Source organism: Azospira sp. MPR-E4, from assembly GCF_058809645.1.
On record NZ_JBXAST010000073.1, the window covers coordinates 1 to 15,750 of the forward strand.

Consider the following 15,750-nt stretch of genomic DNA (forward strand, 5'->3'; position numbering starts at 1 on the left):
GCCGCCCCCCGGCCACAGCACCAACCTGGTGGGCGTGCCCTCGGGCCTCCTGGCCAGCCCCGCCTTCAACGAGCACCCCCTGCGCCTGCACATCAGCGGCGTGCGGGAAACCAGCCCGGCCCTCTTCCGCATGCTGGAAGATTCCACCTGCGCCGAGGAGGCCATGGACGCCTTCCAGAAATACATGGCGGCCGTGTTCGGGGTGAACGAGGGGCCGGAGCGACGGCCCCGGGACGACGGCACAGCGCGCCCCGGCCCCCGCCTCTTCCGCTCCAGCTACCGGCGCCTGCTGCAGGGCTGGGGTTTCGATGCCAACAACCCGGAAGGGGCGGTGCTCAAGGGCTGGGTGGAAAGCCGCTTCGGCCTCCTGCCCACCTTCCACAAGGAGCCCCTGGGCCGCTATCCCTCCCGGGCCTGGATGACCTATGTGGAAGAGAAGATGTGCGCCCGCTTCCACAACAACTCCATCCAGCTGCAGCTGGACCTGCTCTACGAGTACTGCCAGTGGATGCTGGCCCGCTACATCTTTCCCAGCCGCCGCCACCTGACCCTCTACCGGGGCGTGAACGACCTCTCCGAACACCACGTGGTCAGCACCCTGTCGCGGCGGGAAGCCATCGTGCGGCAGAACAACCTGATCTCCTTCACCGACGACCGGGAGGTAGCCGACCAGTTCGGCGACACCATCCTGGAAGTGCAGGTGCCCCTGGTGAAGATCCTCTTCTTCAACGGCCTCCTGCCCGGCCCCGTGCTCAAGGGCGAAGGCGAATACCTGGTGATCGGCGGCGATTACCGGGTGCAGATGAGCTACTACTGAAGGAGCCTGCGCCGTGTTCCTCACCCAGCCCCGCCATCCCCCCGCCCCGTCCGGCTCCCTGCTCGACCGGGTGCGGGCCGCCTACCTGGGCTTTGCCATCGGCGACGCCCTCGGCGCCACGGTGGAGTTCCTCACCCCCGGCGAAATCGCCGCCCAGTACGGCGTGCACGAACACATCACCGGCGGCGGCTGGCTGCGCCTGAAGCCCGGCCAGATCACCGACGACACCCAGATGAGCCTGGCCCTGGGCGACGCCATCCTGGAACACCCGGAATGGAACCTCACCTGCGTCGCCGAACACTTCCTCGCCTGGCTGAAAACCAAGCCCATCGACGTGGGCAACACCTGCCGCCGCGGCATCGTCCGCTACATGCACAAGGGCACACTGGAATCCCCCTACAGCGACGGCGACGCCGGCAACGGCGCCGTCATGCGCAACCTGCCGGTGGTCATCGCCACCCTGGGGGACGACGACGCCTTTGCCCGCTGGAGCCTGGAACAGGCCCACCTGACCCACAACCATCCCCTCTCCGATGTGGCCACCCTGACCCTGGGCTGCATGACCCGGGCCCTGCTGCGGGGCGAAGGCAAAGAGCGGGCGCGGCAGCTGGCCGATGCCCTGGTGGCCGGCCATCGCAACTTCCGTTTCGATCCCTACCCCAAGCGGGCCACCGGCTATGTGGTGGACACCCTGCAAACCATCTGCCACGCCTTCTTCAGCACCGACAGCTTCGAAGCCTGCCTGGTGAAGACGGTGAACCTGGGAGGCGACGCGGACACCAACGGCGCCCTGGCCGCCATGCTCGCCGGCGCCCACTACGGCGAGGCCGCCATTCCCTTCCGCTGGCTGCGGCGCCTGGACCGGCACGCCCGCATGGCCGTGGAAGCCCAGGCGGCGGGCCTGCTGGCCCTGTCCCAGCGCCGCGCCGCCCCCTGAGCCATTCCCCGGCCCCCCCTCCCGGGGGTCGGCAGCCGGCGCCATATGCGCTATGGTTACGTCTCTTACGGCGCAACCCCCAAGGGCATTTCCCATGACCACCGGCTCCAGCGATCAGCACCAGGTATTCGAACAAATCGGCAAGATGACCCGGGACCTGCACGAAACCCTGCAGGCCCTGGGCCACGACAAGGCCCTGGAACGCACCGTGGACGCCATTCCCGACGCCCGGGAACGGCTCAACTACGTGCTCTCCATGACCGAACAGGCTGTCTCCCGCGTGCTCAACGCCGTGGACAGCATCAGTCCCACCCAGGACCGGGCCCAGGAAGGCGCCCGCCAGCTCCTCGCCGACTGGGAGCGGGTGGCCGACAAGCGGAAGGATTCCCGGGACTACCAGGAAACCCTGGCCCGCACCCGGGCCTACCTGCAGCAGAGCGACGCCGAGGCCGCCGCCAACAAGGCCCAGCTCACCGAAATCATCCTGGCCCAGGAATTCCAGGACCTCACCGGCCAGGTCATCAAGAAAATCGTGGACCTGGCCCAGGACATGGAAAGCCAGCTCCTCACCCTGCTCGCCCGCACCGCCCCCGGCGAAGGCAAGCAGTCCAAGGACGGCCTCCTCAACGGCCCGGCCATGGATTCGGACAAGAACCAGAAACAGGCCTTCGGCTCCCAGTCGGAAGTGGACAACTTCCTCGAAAGCCTGGGGTTCTAGAACGGGGAAGCCGCCGCCATGCCCGCCTCCCCCCTGCTGCGCCGCAGCCTCATCCTGATCGCCGTCCTCGCCGGCCTCTACCTGGTCGGCATCACGCCGCGGGATCTGTGGGGCATGGGCAAGGATTACTGGGCCAGCTTCATGGACAGCTCCCGGGAACTCTCCAGCGACAAGGAGCGCCACGAAGTGGCCGGCGCCCTGCGGCAGCAGGCGGAGAAGGTCGGACAGATGGAAGGGGTGGTGCCCGGCGATAGCGAAGCCCAGAAAGACCTCCAGGCCGCCCGGCGCCAGGTGCTGGAAGACCGGGCCAACGCCCTGGAACAGCACAAGGACGCCATCCTGCGGGGCGACACGGAAAGCATGAAACGCCAGGTGGCGGAAAACGCCCGCAAGTCGGCCGGCAACTATTGAACGTCGACAACAAGGAAGCACCGGCAAATTCATCGCCCCCCTGTCCGGACGCACGCACCAGGACAGCCGTGCAAGTGCTTCATGAAGGACAAAAGCGAGGAATTTTTGTATCTTTGCCCTTCCCCATCCCGTCCGCTCCGTCCATGTCGCCCCTCTTTCTCGACGACCTAGCCCCCGGCCAGCGTTTCACCACGCCGGGCGTTACCCTCACCGAAGCGGAGATCATCGACTTCGCCTGGCGCTACGATCCCCAGCCCTTCCATCTGGATGTGAACGCCGCCGCGGAATCGCCCTACGGCGGGCTCATCGCCAGCGGTTTCCAGAGCCTGGCCCTGGCTTTCCGCCTGTTCATCCAGAGTGGCATTTTCAGCCGCTCGAGCATCGGCTCCCCGGGCATCGACGAGCTGCGCTGGCTGGCGCCGGTGCGGCCCGGCGATACCCTGCATACGGAAATCGAGGTGCTGGAGGTGAAGCCCTCTTCCTCCAAGCCGGACCGGGGCATCGCCCGCCTCAGGTACGTGGCGGCCAACCAGCGCGGCGAGGCGGTGCTGAGCTTCATCGTCATGCACCTGCTCAAGCGGGCCGACGCGTGAAGCCGGAGGACCTGCAACTGCTGGTGACCCGGGAGATGCCCTTCGGCAAGCACAAGGGCACGCTCATCGCCGACCTGCCGGGCAACTACCTCAACTGGTTCGCCCGGGAGGGCTTTCCCCCCGGCGAGATCGGCCGGCTGCTGGCCCTGATGCAGGAGATCGACCACAACGGCCTCTCCCATCTGCTCCAGCCCCTGCGCCAGGGGCGCTAGCGGCGCCAGAACACAGGGCCCCGGCGGGGCCCTTTTCTTTTCAATGGATGTTGAAGCAGCCCGCCGTCTCGGCGTCGTCGCCCAGGCGCGCCAGTTCGCGCCGGATGTGGCGCAGCAGCTGGCTGCCCACGGGCAGGCAGTCCTTCGGCCGCACCTGCCAGCCGTCGGCGCCGGGGCTGATGTCGGCCACGGTCTCCGCCAGCATTTCCGGGATGCCGTCCTCGATGCCGTAGTAGCGCTCGATCCAGCGGATTCGATGGAAGGGGGCGGCGGCCAGGAGGGCCGGATGCTGGGTCAGGGCGGCGGCGATGACCCGGTCGATGGCGACGGAGATGGAGACGCCCGGGTTCTCCGGCAGCTCGTGCAGGATGGCCAGGATGCCCTCCCCCTCCGGCGGCGCCGCCAGGGTCAGGCCGCACAGGGAGGGCCGGCCGCCGAGGCGGTAGCGCACCAGCAGCATGGGGCTCAGGCCACCGCGCAGTCCAGGGCGGCCTCAAGGGCCACCGCCACTTCGGCCAGGGACCGGTCGATGACCGTGATGCCCTGCTCGGCGATGAAGCGCAGTTCGTTGCGGGTCAGCTCCGCCGCCGGCAGCACGGCGAAGTGGGGGCCGGCGGAGCGCTTCATCACCTGGCGCGCATAGGTGCGGGTCAGCTGATCGCGGAAGCGGCTGCCGAAGAAGACGAAACCCCGGCTGGTGCGGCGGCTTTTCACCGCCTCGGGGATGGGGGTCTGGATGTCGATCTCCGTCAGCACTTCGACGAAGTCGGAATCGGAGATGATGAAGTTGCCCGCCGGCTGCACCCCGCCCAGGGGCTTGTACACCAGGGTACGGCAGGCCGCCGCCCCGGCCTCGGGCAGGGGGGCGCCGGCGGCGTCGTAGCAGAGATACCAGCCTTCCCGCACCTCGGCCCGGCTGACACCCTGGATCTGGGCCCAATCACTGTTGCCGGCGAAGGCACCGGCCAGCGCCGTGTCGTAGCCCGTGTCCACCACCAGGGGCGGCGCCAGGCGGGCCAGCAGGCGGTAGAAGGCGGGCACTTCGGCCGGGGTGGCGAAGGCCTCCAGCATCAGCTTGCGCAGGGTCTTGCGATGGCGGAAATTCTCGATGTACTGGGCCGTGGCCGTGGGGTTGCGGCGGATGCGCGAAGGCACCGTGGCCCGCTTGGAAAGGAAGGCGGCGAGAGCCTCCGGCGCCAGGGGCAGGGCGGCGTTGGCCGGTGCCAGCAGCACCGCCTCGGCCCCCAGGTAGGGAATCAGGGCGCCGCTGCCAAGACCGTCGGCAACGGTGGCGAGCAGACCGTCGGTGCTGTCGGCGCCCATGGTCTTCACTCCTCGCTCAGCTTGGCGGCTTCGATGGTGATGGGCATGGGGGTGTCCACCGCCATCTCCGGCAGCTGCAGCTTCCAGCCGTTGCCCAGGGTGATCTGGCCGCCCCACAGGGTGGCCTTCTCGGTGAACACCACGTCCTGCTCCAGGTCCTTCTTGGGGACGTAGACCGACAGGTTGCCGTTCTTGTCCTTGCGCAAGGTGATTTTCATGTTGCCCTCTCCCACTTGGTCTAAAGATTCGATTTCGCGTCCCTTCATGCCGACCAGGCAGCCCCGGTCCACGAAGTCCACGCCGTAGATGTAAAACTGCTGCAGAAAGGTGCCGATACTGGTGACGTAGCCCACGTCCCCCTTGTGCACCAGCACCTCGCCGATTTCCCTGAGGGGATAGGTGCCGTCGTTCTTCACATACTTCCGGGCGACGACCTTCTCGCCGAAATGGAACTGGGGCGGGCCATCCAGTTCCACCACATCGCTGTCCCGGGCCGACATGATCCCGGCCTCAGCCCTTGTGGCTGGAGCAGCCAGCCATGGCACCCTGGGGCGCCTGGTCCCGCTTCATGAAGGTGACCACGCCGACGCCGCCCGCGGCGGCACCGTCACCGGCCCCGCAGCCGCAGACGTGGGGGCCGTTGGGGTTGGTGAAGGAGAGGCCGGAGGAAGAGGGGCTTTCCTTGAAGTCGATGGTGTAGCCGTGCAGCAGGCTGCAGCTCTCGGCGGTGAGGAACAGGAGGGCCCCGTTCTGCTCGATCACCGTGTCGCCGGGCGTCGGCGTCTCGGCCACGGTGAAGCTGGAATCGAAGCCGGAACAGCCGCCGGGCTTGACCGAGAGGCGGAAACCGGCGGACGCCGAGCCTTCGCCGAAACGCACCATCTGGCGCATGTACTTGGCGGCGCGGGGGGTGATGTTGACGCACATATCCTTACCTCCGGAGGTGGGGGATTTCTTTGTTTAGCCACAGAGGGCGTCCCCCAAGGGGATGTCCTCTGTGGCTGTCTTCACGCCTGGTAGCGCGGCACGCTCTTGTCCACGACGATGCAGTCGGCCGGGCAGGCGGCGATGCACTGGGGATCGTCGTAATGACCGATGCACTCGGTGCAGCCGTCGGCCTTGATGGCGAAGAGGCCGTTCTTCTCGTAGATGGCGTCGTTGGGACATTCCTGTTCGCAGGCACCGCAGGCGGTACAGGCGGAGGCGTTGATCTTGTAGGCCATGATGGGCTCCTTGTCTTAGGGGGTGACGGATGGGTTGGATGGCCTCAGGCGACCAGGCTGGTGGCGCCCTGGCGCCGCTCCAGACGCTGCTGGAACCAGGCCAGGGCCGAGGCTTCGATGTATTCGTGGGCGTAGTCCTGCACCGGCTCGATGCCCGCGGCCTGCAGTTCCTTCATGGGGCAGTGGCCGATCTTGGCCACCAGCACGGCGGCGCAGTCCTGGAGGGCGTCGAGGATGGAGGGCATGGCCTCCTCTTCCTCGTAGCCGCCGGCGCAGTAGTGCTCCACCTTGCGATGGCCGACAAACTTGGCGCCGGCAGCGGAGACTTCGTACACCTGGAACTCGCTGGCGTGGCCGAAGTGCTGGTTGATGCGGCCGCCGCCCTTGGTGGCCACGGCCACCAGGGCCTTCTCCGAAGCGCCGGCCAGGCCGGCCTTCTTCTCCGCTTCGGCGGCACGCTGATCGGCCCGCTCCTTTTCGACGAAGTCCCGGTAGGCCTGGCGGGCGGTGGGGTCGTAGGTGGTACCGATGGCGTCCAGCTTGTCGCTGGTGAATTCCTGGCTGCGGTCCTCCCCCAGCATGCCGACGGCGTCGGCGCGGCACTGGCGGCAGTGGCGCATCAGCTTCATGTCGCCCTCGCACTCGTCCTGCAGGGCCTTCAGTTCGGCGGCGGTGGGGCCGCGCTGGCCGGTGAGGCCGAAGTGGGTGCCGTGGGCCGGGTCGGAAATGAGCGGCATGATGTTGTGCAGGAAGGCGCCCTTGGCCTTCACCACCTTGTTCACTTCCTTCAGGTGATGGTCGTTGATGCCCGGGATCAGCACCGAGTTCACCTTCACCAGGATGCCGGCGGCGGTGAGCATCTCCAGGCCCAGCATCTGCCGCTCGTGCAGGATCTTCGCCGCTTCCAGGCCGTGGTAGCGCTTGTGGTTGTGGAAGATCCAGGGGTAGATGTGCTGGCCCACTTCCGGGTCCACCATGTTGATGGTGATGGTGACGTGGTCCACGTTGAATTTCTTGATGGTCTCCACGTGGTCCGGCAGGGCCAGGCCGTTGGTGGAGAGACAGAGCTTGATGTCCGGCGCGCTCTGCTGGATCAGCTCGAAGGTCTTGAAGGTCTTGGCCGGATTGGCCAGAGCGTCGCCCGGGCCGGCGATGCCGACCACGGAAAGCTGGGGAATCTCGGCGGCCACCGCCAGCACCTTCTTGCCCGCCATTTCCGGGGTCAGCTTCTCGCTCACCACGCCGGGGCGGGATTCGTTGGCACAGTCGTACTTGCGGTTGCAGTAGTTGCACTGGATGTTGCAGGCCGGGGCCACCGCCACGTGCATGCGGGCGAAGTGGTGGTGGGCCTCGCTGCTGTAGCAGGGGTGGTCCTTCACCTTCTCCCAGATGTGGGCGGGCATGTCGGCCGGACCTTCGCCGGAGCCGCAGCTGGAGGAGCTGCAGCCACCGGCGGACGCGGCGCCGCTGTGGGCGGAAGCGATGGGGATGATGCGGCGGGAAGCCGGGGCTCCTGCCGCCGTTCCACTCATGCCGCTCATGCCAGTTTGGGCGCTCGGGTTCTGCATGGTCCGCTCCTGTCGGGGTTGGGGCTCGTTGTCTCGGGGCCCTTGACTGCAGGCCCTGCAACACCCCTAGAGCAACCCATGTGCCAGGTCCGGAATTTCAATTTTTATTGCGAGTAAACAATCACTTGGGCAACCGGTGTCGGCTTTTGCCCTTTGTCGCGGACACGACGCCCCTGTATCGAAGCCGACAATGGCCCGGGACGCCGAGCGCCCCTCGCTGTGCCGCCGAAACCCGCGTGGATAGGGCATCTCCAAGGCATGACCGGCACTGGCACAGTTCTCGCACTGGTGGTGACGTCATTCAATCCAACCTACTTATCCCTTGAGGCTGCCATGACCCAAAACGCCGTACTCTCCAAACTCTCCGGCAAACTGCTCTCCCCCCTCATCAGCGGCCCCACGGGCAAGGCCGGGCGCTTCGGCTTCCGCGGCGAACTGGGCCTGGAATTCCCGGAAAGCGTCGCCGGCGAAGCCCGTCCCCCCATCACCAAGGCCGACCAGGTGATCCTGGCCGCCGAAGGCGAACAGCTGGTGTTCTTCGCCGCCCACGTGGACTCCCTCGCCCACCTGGACCATATCGTCGCCATGATGGGCGATTCCCTGGTGCCCGCCGGGAAGTACTTCCTCTTCGCCGGCAACGTGGACTTCTCCAAGAAGTACGCCGTGGAAGTGGGCGGTGTCAGCTGGAACGTGTATCCCCTGGACGAAGCCACGGTGTGGAATGAGCTGCTGGACCTGCTCTACCTGGAACGCAGCGACCTGAAGAAGGCCTCCGCCGAAGCCAAGGTGGACGCGGTGGTGGATGCGGCGGCCAAGTACAACGGCAAGCTGCCGGTGATCCCCTACGCCCAGGCCCTGGCCGAAATGGGTCCGGTGAAGGTGGCCGAGAACCGCCCCGTCTGATCTCTCCTCGGTCCGCACCCTGCCCCCGGGGCGCGGACCTTTTGCTTACGTCGCTCCCGCCGGCGGCCGTTCCCAGCCACGGGTGCAAGCCAGGGCCGGCCTTCCGGCCGGGAGTGGCGTATCCCTTTTTGACGCTTCCCGACGGCAACGGCCATGGCCCACGTCATCTTCTACGAAAAGCCCGGCTGCGGCGGCAATGCCCGGCAGCGGGCCCTGCTCCAGACCGCCGGCCACACCCTGACGGTGCGCGACCTGCTGGGCGAGCCATGGACGGCAGCCACCTTGCTGGCCTTCCTCGAGCCCCTGCCGGTGAGCGAGTGGTTCAACCGGGCCGCTCCCCGCCTCAAGAATGGTGAAGTGCAGCCCGAAACCCTGGGCCGGGAAGATGCCCTGGCCCTGCTGCTGGCCGAGCCCCTGCTGATCCGCCGCCCCCTGTTGCAGGTGGGCGAGGAACGGCGGGTGGGCTTCGACACGACCGCCATCGCCCAATGGATCGGCCTGGAAGGCGCAGGGGATAAGGATGTCAGCGAGGGCTGCCCCAAGGGCGAAGAGCACCGGCCCTGTCCGCCGCCCACGGTCTAGAATCACCGTCCCATAAGGCCCTCCGGGCATCTCCCGGATGAGCCGCGCCCTGCCCCGCGCCCCGCCCGAATTCCGCCAAGGACCCGGCCCGGGGTGGCGAACCACCCGGCCGACCTGGCGCACCGATCGCTATGGACGAGGTGCGCCGGAAGCTACAGGCGCTTCACCTCGATATTGAATTTCTTCAGGGCGTAGCCGATCTGCCGCGGCGTCAGGTTGAGCAGGCGGGCCGCCTTGGCCTGGACCCAGCCGCAACGTTCCATGGCCTCGATCAGCCGTTCCCGTTCCGAGACGAAGGCGTCGCTGCCTTCGGCCAGGTCGTCGTCGCCGTAGTCGGGCGGTGCCGCCGCAGGCATGGCCGGCCGGGCCGGCGCCGCCACCACCGGAATGGGGTCGCGGAAGTGAACCGGCTGGGATTGGGGCTGGATCGGCTCCCGGGCCGGGAAGGTGGTGTGGCCGCCGGGATGGGTGCCCGGCATGTCCATCACCGGATGGCAGGCCCGGGAGGCGGAGGATTCGAGCAGCACGGAGGAGAAGCACTGGCCTTTCTGGCAGCGCATGTCCGACTCCCGGATGAGGGCGCCCCGGGTCATGGTGGCGGCCCGCTCGATGCAGTTCTCCAGCTCCCGCACGTTGCCCGGCCAGTTGCAGTGCTGCAGGATCTCCACCGCACCGGGCGTGATGGTCAGCTTGCGGTTGTTCTCCCGGTTGAAGCGGGAAAGGAAGAAGTCCACCAGCAGGGGGATGTCCTCCTTGCGCTCCCGCAGGGGCGGCAGCAGGATGGCCACCACATTGAGGCGGAAATAGAGGTCGGCGCGGAAGTCGCCCTTCTGCACCATTTCCTCCAGGTTGCGGTTGGTGGCGGCCACCAGGCGGAAGTTGGCCTTGTGGGTCTTGTTGCCGCCGACCCGCTCGAACTCGTGCTCCTGCAGGACGCGCAGCAGCTTGGCCTGGAAGGAGGAGGAAATGTCGCCGATCTCGTCCAGGAACAGGGTGCCGCCGTCGGCCATCTCGAAGCGGCCCTTGCGCTCGGCGGTGGCGCCGGTGAAAGCGCCCTTCTCGTGGCCGAAGAGTTCGGATTCGAGCAGGGTCTCCGGCAGGGCGGCACAGTTCACCTTGACGAAGGGACCCTTGGAACGGGGCGACAGATAATGGATGGCGTGGGCGATGGCCTCCTTGCCGGTGCCCGACTCGCCCCGCAGGAGGATGGTGGAGTTGCCCGGTGCCGCCTGGTGCACGTCGGCGAACACCTCCTTCATGCGCTTGGAGCGGCCGATGACGTTTTCCACGTCGTACTTGCCCTGCAACTGCTTCTGCAGGCGGTGGGTCTCCAGCATCAGCTGGGCCCGCTCGGCGGCAATGGCCTGGTGCAGCTTGAAGGTCTGGCCCACCAGGCTGGCCACCAGGGACAGCAGGCGCACGTCCCGGTCGAAGCTGGCGGGCTTGGAGGCGCCGGGAGGCCGGTCCACGCTGAGCACGCCCACCACCTCGCGGCCGATCTTCACCGGTACGGCGATGAGGGCCACCCCGGCGCACTGGGACAGGTCCCGGCCGGTACGGTTGATGAAGACCGGGTCGGCGGTGATGTCGGGCACCACCATGGGGCTGCCGTGCTTGAGCACCTGGCCGACAATGCCGCTCTCGCTGTCGAGGATGATGTCTTCCTGGACGGCAAAAGGCACCCCGGCTGCACCAAGTACGTGCAGTTTTCCTTCGCCCTGCACCATGCTGACCATGGCATGCCTCATGTGGAGGTGGGTCAGCATGACGTTGAGCGCCTCCCGCACCGACTTCTGGAAGTCCAGCGAGGAGGTGAGAATCTTGCTGATCTCATAGATGGTGACCAGTTCCAGGTCAGCATCCCGATCCAGTTTTGTTGCCGTCATAACCAGCTCCTGAAGAGTTCTTCTGCCTCCCCCGCGAACTCTTTTTCTTGTGCCTGAATCAGAGCAGGTTCCATGCCACGATCGTGACCTAATTCACGCCTGGCCCCCGTCGTCGCCGCCCACCACCTCCACCCGGTTGCGGCCGCCCGCCTTGGCCCGGTAAAGGGCCTGGTCGGCCCGGGCGATGAGGGCATCGGCTTCGTCCCCCTCGCCCCGGTAGCTGGCCAGGCCGACGCTGACGCTGACCGCAATCTCCAGCACCACGTTGCCGGGCAGCACCACCCGCACCGGCGCCGCGCCGACAGCCGCCCGCAGGCGCTCGCCCACGGCCGCCAGGTCCTCCTCCCGGGTCTGGGGCAGGATCACCAGGAATTCCTCGCCGCCGTAGCGGATCGGCACGTCGGCCTTGCGGATGGTGTCCATCAGGCGCCGCGCCGTCTCCCGCAGCACCTGGTCCCCCGCCGGGTGGCCGTGGCTGTCGTTGATGCGCTTGAAGTGGTCGATGTCGAGCATGGCCACCGCCAGTTCGATCTCGTGGCGGCGCGAGGCGTAGGCCGCCTCGTCGAGCCGGGCCAGGCCGTAGCGGCGGTTGCGGCAGCGGGTCAGGGGATCGGTGACGGCGCCGGTGTAGTTGCGGGAATTTTCCACCGCCAGGGTCAGGTGGCCGCCCAGGTTGGCCAGCAGTTCCTCGTCGGCCTGGACCCGGGAAGCCCCTTCCATGCTGCACACCAGGAGGCCGGAGAGGCGGCCGCCGCTGCCCAGGGGCACGGCGAAATGCAGGGCGCCGCCGCCCACGCCCAGTTGCAGTTCCAGGCTGGCCACCGCCGCCTGGGCCATGGACAGGGGAAAGCCGTCCAGGGCCTCCCGGGCCAGGGGCTCCTGGCCCAGCAGGGCCGGCGCCAGGGCGCCTTCGCCGGTGAACAGGGCCTCGCTGCGGTCACTGGCGCAGACCCAGGTGCCGTCGGCCGATTCGGCGAAGAAGGCGACGAAGGCCGGCGCCAGCTTCTGTTCCAGGACCCGCACCACGGTGGAGGCCACCGCCGACATTTCCATGTTGCGGGAGACCTCCACCACCAGGGTGTACAACAGGCCCGACTCCAGGTTGGAGGATTCAAGACGGGCCACCTGGTCCTCGATGCGGTCCACCATGTGGTTGAAATGGGCCGCCAGATGGCCCAGTTCGCCCCGTTCGGCCACCGGCGCCCGGGCCTGCAGGTCGCCGCCGGCCAGGCGCCCGGCCGTATCCACCAGCACCTCCACCGGCTCCAGCACGGAGCGGCGGAACAGCCAGTAGATCAGCACCAGGGACACCAGGCCGCAGGCCAGGCCGATCAGCAGCAGGCCGCGGCGCCGCTCGGCGGCAGCCTGATTGAGGGGAGTCAGGTCGAAATCCACCAGCACCAGGCCCCGCAGCTTTTCCCCCGGGTCCTGGTGGCAGCCCTTGCATTCGGGACGGGCCGGCACGGCGCTGACCACCCGCAGCCAGTGCTGGCCCGCCGCGTCCACCACCGCCCGGGTGACGGGAAACTGTTCGGGCACCATGCCGTCGCAGCCGGGGCAGGCCGGGTTGCCGGCCACCTCGATGCTGCCGCCGCGCAGGGAGGGGTCGGTACTGGCCTTGACGCTGCCGTTGCGGGCCAGCACGGAAATGCGGCCGACGCCGGCCGTCTCGATGTAGGTGGAAGCTTCCCGGGTGACGCCGTCCCAGGCGGCGGCGCCGCCGCCGGCCAGCATGCGCCGCACCAGGCCCTCGGCCACCAGGCTGGAAATCTTGTGGGCGTGGGCCGTGTGCTGTTCGCCGTAGAGGCGCTCCTCCTGCCGGGTCACCAGCCAACCCACCACCACCAGGGCCGCCACCAGCACCAGCATGGCGCCGACGCCGATGCGCACGGAAATGCGCTGCCACCAGGGCACATGTCCGGGCACCTCCCGGCCGGGGTACGCTCCTGCCACCACGATCCCACCTCCCTTGATCCCGCCGGGTTGTTCCCGGTTCTAGGCGTTTGGCATTGTACGCCGGCCGCAGCGCGGGAGGGTCATGGCAGCACGTTGGTCAGGCGCCCTCCGCCTCCGCCAGGTGGGCCAGCAGGGCATCCACCACCCGGGCATCGAAACGGCTGCCGCGGCCCAGGGCAAGCTCCCGCAGCCCCTCTTCCCGGGAACGGGCGGCCCGGTAGGGGCGGTGGGAAATGATGGCGTCGAAGACGTCGGCCACGGCGATGATGCGGGCTTCCAGGCAGATCTCCTCGCCCGCCAGCCCCTGGGGATAGCCGCTGCCGTCCACCCGTTCGTGGTGCTGGTGCACCATGTCGGCGATGGGCCAGGGAAAATCGATGCCGCACAGGATTTCGTAACCCACCTGGGGGTGGTAGCGGATGATTTCCAGTTCCGGCGGCGACAGCTTCCCCGGCTTGCCGAGAATGTCGAGGGGGACGGAGATCTTGCCGATGTCGTGGATGCGGGCGCCCAGCTGCAGCCCCTGGCGCTGCTCTTCATCAAGCTCCAGGCGGCGGGCGATGGCCTCGCACAGGGTCGCCACCTGGTTCTGGTGGCCGGCGGTGTAGGCGTCCCGCTTCTCGATGGCCAGGGCGATGGCATCCACCGTCCGGCTGAAGGAGGCCGCCAGCTGGGCACTGTGGTGCAGGGCCGCTTCCTGGGCGGCGCGCAGGGGCGTCAAATCCTCGTGGGCCACCACGGCCCGGATCGGGCCGCCATCGTCGGGGAAAGGGGAAACGGTGAGCAGGAACCAGCGGCGCTCCGTGGGCGAGTGGCAGGGATACTCGATCTGGAACTTGGGCGACCGCCCCTTGAGCACGGCCCGGATGCCGCCGGCAATGCGGCGGGCCAGCTCCATCTCTTCGGCACTGCACCGGGCGCAGGGCTGGCAGCCCTGCATGCCGTCGAGCAGCTGCAGGTAGTTGAGGCCCAGGCCGTAGCCGGGGGAACGGCCGCAGTTGCTGTCGGCGAAGCGTTTCCAGGCCTCGTTCACCGCCACGATGGTGCCGGCCCCGTCGAGCAGGGCGATATGGGCGGTCATGGCGTCCATGATGGGCCGGAAGCGGGCTCCGGCTTCCTCGAATGGCGGCCTGGCAACGGGGTCCTCCAGGGACGGGAGGGGTTCGCAGAGTGTCATGATGGCTTGGCCTATTACTTATGGCTTAGTTCATCATACGCCTTTGATGCGGCCAAACCAGCCCTTGCGGTAGCCGCCCGGCGGACTAGAATGCGGCCCGTTGCCCGGCCGCCCGGCCGGCTCCCCAACCTGCCCGGCAGCACCCGGAGAACGACCATGAAGATCAACGACATTCCCCTCGGCGGACGTTTCGTCCTGGAAGGCCAGACCTACGTCAAGACCGGCCCCATGATGGCCCGCGGCGAAGGCGGCGAAACCCGGGTGGTGCCCCGCTACATGGTGCTGCAGGCCGCCGACGGCGCCGTTGCCGGCACCCCTGCCGCTGCCGCGCCGGCGGCGGACCGGGCCGCCCTGGGCCAGGCCTGGTCCCGCTTCTACGCCGAATGCCGCCAACTGGTGCCGCCCCAGGCCCAGGGCCAGCTGGAAGCCGCCCGGCAGCGCTTCCTCGCCGCCAGCGGCCTGGAGGACGGGCAATAGGGCCGGCCACGGGAAATGCCGGGAGCGGAAACAGGACGGAAGGGAAAAGGGACGGCGGAAATGAAAATGGACACCCGGAGGTGTCCATTTTCTGAAACTTGGCGCGCCCGGCGCGATTCGAACGCACGACCCCTGCCTTCGGAGGGCAGTACTCTATCCAGCTGAGCTACGGGCGCAAAAGGGACGGCAAGAATACCCGGTTTTTCCCCGGGCGTCCATGCCCGCCCTTGGGATCACTCTGACTTTGCGGATATAATTCGCCCCTCGCACCCTCCCCCCGGCATGAAATAAAAGGAATTTTCCCCATGGCTGACCAACAAGACCACTCCAGCAAGTCCATCATGTACTGGTCGATCGCGATTGCGATCGTCCTCATGGTGGCCCTCGTTCCCCTGTCCAAGCTGGGCAAGGGCACCGCCGGCGGCGCCAGCGCCGAAGACGCCGATGCCCGCATCGCTCCCGTGGCCAAGGTGGCCCTGCAGGTGGCCAGCGCCGCCGCTCCCGCCGGCCCCGTCGATCCCAAGGCCACCTACAACGGCGTCTGCGCCGCCTGTCACGCTTCCGGCGCCGCCGGCGCTCCCAAGGCCGGCGACAAGGCTGCCTGGGCTCCCCGCATCGCCGCGGGCAAGGACACCCTGTACAAGAACGCCATCGGCGGCAAGGGCGCCATGCCTCCCAAGGGCGGTTCCAGCCTGAGCGACGACGACTTCAAGAAGGTGGTGGATTATCTGGTCGGCCTGTCCAAGTAAGCCGCAGCGGACCGGAGCTTTCCGGTCCCGCAAAAAAGGGCGCCGGATCTTGCGATCCGGCGCCCTTTTTTCATGCTGCAGCGGCCTTCGGGTTGGCCGCGTAAACCTTACTTCTTGGCGGGTTCGGCAGGCTTCGCTTCGGGCTTGGCGGCCTCGGCCTTTTCAGCCTTCTCGCCGGCCTGCTCGGCCTTCTTCTCCACCTTCTTGTGGCCGTGCTT

Annotated in this window: 19 protein-coding genes and 1 tRNA gene; 10 read left to right on the plus strand and 10 right to left on the minus strand. The window is 67.8% G+C overall.

Going from position 1 to position 15,750, the window contains the following annotated elements; translation table 11 throughout:
• The 6 genes from AC1RTA_RS15235 to AC1RTA_RS15260 all read left to right on the plus strand — a co-directional run.
• On the plus strand, positions 1-817 hold an 817-nt coding region (locus tag AC1RTA_RS15235), incomplete at its 5' end, for an NAD(+)--dinitrogen-reductase ADP-D-ribosyltransferase (protein WP_492785212.1).
• Between the two features lie 13 nt (positions 818-830).
• A complete protein-coding gene (draG, locus tag AC1RTA_RS15240) occupies positions 831-1,754 on the plus strand; it encodes an ADP-ribosyl-[dinitrogen reductase] hydrolase (protein ID WP_492785213.1) in 924 nt (307 codons plus the stop codon).
• Positions 1,755-1,848: 94 nt separating this feature from the next.
• Positions 1,849-2,472, plus strand: a complete 624-nt coding sequence (locus tag AC1RTA_RS15245) for a protein phosphatase CheZ (RefSeq protein WP_492785214.1) — start codon at positions 1,849-1,851, stop codon at positions 2,470-2,472.
• 18 nt (positions 2,473-2,490) lie between these two features.
• Positions 2,491-2,883: a hypothetical protein gene (locus AC1RTA_RS15250; protein WP_492785215.1), complete on the plus strand. Its 393-nt coding sequence runs from the start codon at positions 2,491-2,493 to the stop codon at positions 2,881-2,883.
• A 113-nt stretch (positions 2,884-2,996) separates the two neighbouring features.
• Positions 2,997-3,476: a MaoC family dehydratase gene (locus AC1RTA_RS15255; RefSeq protein ID WP_492785216.1), complete on the plus strand. Its 480-nt coding sequence runs from the start codon at positions 2,997-2,999 to the stop codon at positions 3,474-3,476.
• Positions 3,473-3,688 carry a DUF3820 family protein gene (locus AC1RTA_RS15260; protein ID WP_014236055.1) on the plus strand — a complete coding sequence of 72 codons (216 nt, stop codon included), beginning with the start codon at positions 3,473-3,475 and terminating at the stop codon, positions 3,686-3,688. Before AC1RTA_RS15255 ends, AC1RTA_RS15260 begins: the two co-directional genes overlap by 4 nt.
• Positions 3,689-3,728: 40 nt before the next feature.
• Here the strand turns inward: AC1RTA_RS15260 and AC1RTA_RS15265 are convergent, their stop codons facing one another.
• From AC1RTA_RS15265 to nifB, 6 genes are all read right to left on the minus strand, one after another.
• Entirely contained in the window at positions 3,729-4,148 is a 420-nt protein-coding gene (locus AC1RTA_RS15265; protein WP_492785217.1) for a hypothetical protein, read from the minus strand.
• A gap of 5 nt (positions 4,149-4,153) precedes the next feature.
• Complete coding sequence (locus tag AC1RTA_RS15270) at positions 4,154-5,011, minus strand: SIR2 family NAD-dependent protein deacylase (protein ID WP_492785218.1); 858 nt, start codon at positions 5,009-5,011, stop codon at positions 4,154-4,156.
• Between the two features lie 5 nt (positions 5,012-5,016).
• Positions 5,017-5,511: a putative nitrogen fixation protein NifT gene (nifT, locus tag AC1RTA_RS15275; RefSeq protein ID WP_014236052.1), complete on the minus strand. Its 495-nt coding sequence runs from the start codon at positions 5,509-5,511 to the stop codon at positions 5,017-5,019.
• Positions 5,512-5,521: 10 nt separating this feature from the next.
• Positions 5,522-5,938: a HesB/IscA family protein gene (locus tag AC1RTA_RS15280; RefSeq protein WP_014236051.1), complete on the minus strand. Its 417-nt coding sequence runs from the start codon at positions 5,936-5,938 to the stop codon at positions 5,522-5,524.
• 80 nt (positions 5,939-6,018) lie between these two features.
• The gene (locus tag AC1RTA_RS15285) at positions 6,019-6,234 is read right to left on the minus strand and encodes a 4Fe-4S binding protein (protein WP_014236050.1); all 216 of its coding nucleotides are present in this window, start codon (positions 6,232-6,234) and stop codon (positions 6,019-6,021) included.
• A 44-nt stretch (positions 6,235-6,278) separates the two neighbouring features.
• Positions 6,279-7,802, minus strand: a complete 1,524-nt coding sequence (gene nifB / locus AC1RTA_RS15290; RefSeq protein WP_287874558.1) for a nitrogenase cofactor biosynthesis protein NifB — start codon at positions 7,800-7,802, stop codon at positions 6,279-6,281.
• Between the two features lie 333 nt (positions 7,803-8,135).
• Between nifB and AC1RTA_RS15295 the strand changes: the two genes are divergently transcribed.
• Together AC1RTA_RS15295 and AC1RTA_RS15300 are read left to right on the plus strand one after the other, a co-directional pair.
• Positions 8,136-8,705 (plus strand): hypothetical protein, encoded by a 570-nt coding sequence (locus AC1RTA_RS15295; RefSeq protein ID WP_014236048.1) that lies wholly within the window; start codon positions 8,136-8,138, stop codon positions 8,703-8,705.
• Between the two features lie 153 nt (positions 8,706-8,858).
• Positions 8,859-9,287, plus strand: a complete 429-nt coding sequence (locus AC1RTA_RS15300) for an ArsC/Spx/MgsR family protein (RefSeq protein ID WP_492785219.1) — start codon at positions 8,859-8,861, stop codon at positions 9,285-9,287.
• Between the two features lie 152 nt (positions 9,288-9,439).
• On the opposite strand, the gene nifA is transcribed toward AC1RTA_RS15300, so the two are convergent.
• The 3 genes from nifA to AC1RTA_RS15315 all read right to left on the minus strand — a co-directional run bounded on the left by nifA (position 9,440) and on the right by AC1RTA_RS15315 (position 14,306).
• A complete protein-coding gene (gene nifA, locus AC1RTA_RS15305; protein ID WP_492785220.1) occupies positions 9,440-11,173 on the minus strand; it encodes a nif-specific transcriptional activator NifA in 1,734 nt (577 codons plus the stop codon).
• Between the two features lie 93 nt (positions 11,174-11,266).
• Entirely contained in the window at positions 11,267-13,087 is a 1,821-nt protein-coding gene (locus AC1RTA_RS15310; RefSeq protein WP_130459558.1) for a GGDEF domain-containing protein, read from the minus strand.
• A gap of 139 nt (positions 13,088-13,226) precedes the next feature.
• Positions 13,227-14,306, minus strand: a complete 1,080-nt coding sequence (locus AC1RTA_RS15315) for an HD domain-containing phosphohydrolase (RefSeq protein ID WP_492785221.1) — start codon at positions 14,304-14,306, stop codon at positions 13,227-13,229.
• Positions 14,307-14,462: 156 nt separating this feature from the next.
• On the opposite strand from AC1RTA_RS15315, the gene AC1RTA_RS15320 reads away from it, so the two are divergent.
• On the plus strand, positions 14,463-14,783 hold the full coding sequence (locus AC1RTA_RS15320) for a hypothetical protein (RefSeq protein WP_014236043.1): 321 nt from the start codon (positions 14,463-14,465) through the stop codon (positions 14,781-14,783).
• A gap of 99 nt (positions 14,784-14,882) precedes the next feature.
• Here AC1RTA_RS15320 and AC1RTA_RS15325 read toward each other — a convergent pair.
• Positions 14,883-14,959 (minus strand) — tRNA-Arg (locus tag AC1RTA_RS15325).
• Between the two features lie 129 nt (positions 14,960-15,088).
• Between AC1RTA_RS15325 and AC1RTA_RS15330 the strand changes: the two genes are divergently transcribed.
• On the plus strand, positions 15,089-15,532 hold the full coding sequence (locus tag AC1RTA_RS15330) for a c-type cytochrome (protein WP_205230591.1): 444 nt from the start codon (positions 15,089-15,091) through the stop codon (positions 15,530-15,532).
• The last annotated feature ends 218 nt before the right edge of the window (positions 15,533-15,750 follow it).

What these genes read in the sequence shown, in the direction of transcription:
- AC1RTA_RS15245 (WP_492785214.1), top strand. Translation starts at nt 1,849, where the DNA reads ATGACCACCGGCTCCAGCGATCAGCACCAGGTATTCGAACAAATCGGC.
- AC1RTA_RS15250 (WP_492785215.1), top strand. Translation starts at nt 2,491, where the DNA reads ATGCCCGCCTCCCCCCTGCTGCGCCGCAGCCTCATCCTGATCGCCGTC.
- AC1RTA_RS15265 (WP_492785217.1), bottom strand. Translation starts at nt 4,148, where the DNA reads ATGCTGCTGGTGCGCTACCGCCTCGGCGGCCGGCCCTCCCTGTGCGGC.
- AC1RTA_RS15270 (WP_492785218.1), bottom strand. Translation starts at nt 5,011, where the DNA reads ATGGGCGCCGACAGCACCGACGGTCTGCTCGCCACCGTTGCCGACGGT.
- nifT (WP_014236052.1), bottom strand. Translation starts at nt 5,511, where the DNA reads ATGTCGGCCCGGGACAGCGATGTGGTGGAACTGGATGGCCCGCCCCAG.
- AC1RTA_RS15280 (WP_014236051.1), bottom strand. Translation starts at nt 5,938, where the DNA reads ATGTGCGTCAACATCACCCCCCGCGCCGCCAAGTACATGCGCCAGATG.
- AC1RTA_RS15285 (WP_014236050.1), bottom strand. Translation starts at nt 6,234, where the DNA reads ATGGCCTACAAGATCAACGCCTCCGCCTGTACCGCCTGCGGTGCCTGC.
- nifB (WP_287874558.1), bottom strand. Translation starts at nt 7,802, where the DNA reads ATGCAGAACCCGAGCGCCCAAACTGGCATGAGCGGCATGAGTGGAACG.
- AC1RTA_RS15295 (WP_014236048.1), top strand. Translation starts at nt 8,136, where the DNA reads ATGACCCAAAACGCCGTACTCTCCAAACTCTCCGGCAAACTGCTCTCC.
- AC1RTA_RS15300 (WP_492785219.1), top strand. Translation starts at nt 8,859, where the DNA reads ATGGCCCACGTCATCTTCTACGAAAAGCCCGGCTGCGGCGGCAATGCC.
- nifA (WP_492785220.1), bottom strand. Translation starts at nt 11,173, where the DNA reads ATGACGGCAACAAAACTGGATCGGGATGCTGACCTGGAACTGGTCACC.
- AC1RTA_RS15315 (WP_492785221.1), bottom strand. Translation starts at nt 14,306, where the DNA reads ATGACACTCTGCGAACCCCTCCCGTCCCTGGAGGACCCCGTTGCCAGG.
- AC1RTA_RS15320 (WP_014236043.1), top strand. Translation starts at nt 14,463, where the DNA reads ATGAAGATCAACGACATTCCCCTCGGCGGACGTTTCGTCCTGGAAGGC.
- AC1RTA_RS15330 (WP_205230591.1), top strand. Translation starts at nt 15,089, where the DNA reads ATGGCTGACCAACAAGACCACTCCAGCAAGTCCATCATGTACTGGTCG.